The sequence below is a fragment of the Streptomyces sp. NPDC029296 genome, from assembly GCF_055569255.1.
Genome location: NZ_JBVHXT010000122.1, coordinates 1 through 1,144, shown reverse-complemented (window position 1 = coordinate 1,144; position 1,144 = coordinate 1). Strand labels below are relative to the sequence as shown.

At 70.6% G+C, this 1,144-nt stretch carries 1 protein-coding gene; it reads right to left on the bottom strand.

The features are described from left to right. Positions 1–40: 40 nt before the first annotated feature. Positions 41–1,144: phosphoserine transaminase (gene serC, locus ACZ4W9_RS40325; protein WP_467944225.1), on the bottom strand; the 1,104-nt coding region annotated here is incomplete at its 5' end.

Sequence of the window (1,144 nt, the reverse complement as noted above, 5' to 3'; positions counted from 1 at the left end):
CCGGTGAGCACCGGGCGCCCTTCGCGTCGTACCCGAGAGGTCAGAGCTTCTCGATCACGTAGTCGACGCACTGCGTCAGCGCCTCGACGTCCGCCGGGTCGATCGCCGGGAACATCGCGATGCGCAGCTGGTTGCGGCCGAGCTTGCGGTACGGCTCGGTGTCCACGATGCCGTTCGCGCGCAGCACCTTGGCGACGGCGGCGGCGTCGATCTCGTCGGCGAAGTCGATCGTGCCGATGACCTGCGAGCGCTTGGCCGGGTCGGAGACGAACGGGGTGGCGTACTTGGAGTCGTCCGCCCAGGTGTACAGGCGGGTCGAGGAGTCCTTCGTACGGGCCGCGGACCAGGCGAGGCCGCCCTGGCCGTTGAGCCACTCCAGCTGCTCACCCAGCAGGAAGAGGGTGGCGAGGGCCGGGGTGTTGTACGTCTGGTTCTTGCGCGAGTTGTCGATCGCCGTGGGGAGCGAGAAGAACTCCGGGATGTGGCGGCCGGACGCGTGGACGCGCTCGGCGCGCTCGACGGCGGCGGGGGAGAAGACGCCGATCCACAGGCCGCCGTCGGAGGCGAAGGACTTCTGCGGGGCGAAGTAGTAGACGTCGGTCTCGGCGATGTCGACCGGCAGGCCGCCCGCGCCCGAGGTGGCGTCCACGACGACGAGCGCGCCCTCGTCGGCGCCGGCCACGCGCTTGACCGGCATGGCGACACCGGTGGAGGTCTCGTTGTGGGTGAGGGCGTAGACGTCGACGCCCGCCTCGGCCCGGGGGTCGGGGTGGGTGCCGGGGTCGGAGGCGATGACGGTCGGGTCGGCGAGCCAGGGCGCGAGCTTCGCGGCCTTGGCGAACTTGGAGGAGAACTCGCCGAAGTTCAGGTGCTGCGACTTGTTCTCGATCAGGCCGTGCGTGGCGATGTCCCAGAAGGCGGTGGAGCCGCCGTTGCCGAGGACGACCTCGTAGCCCTCGGGCAGGGAGAACAGCTCGGAGATGCCCTCGCGGACCTTGCCGACCAGGTTCTTGACCGGCGCCTGGCGGTGCGAGGTGCCCAGCAGGGACGTGCCGGTGGCGGCGAGGGCGTCCAGCGCCTCGGTCCGCACCTTGGAGGGGCCAGCGCCGAAACGTCCGTCGGCGGGCTTGATGTCAGCGGGAAT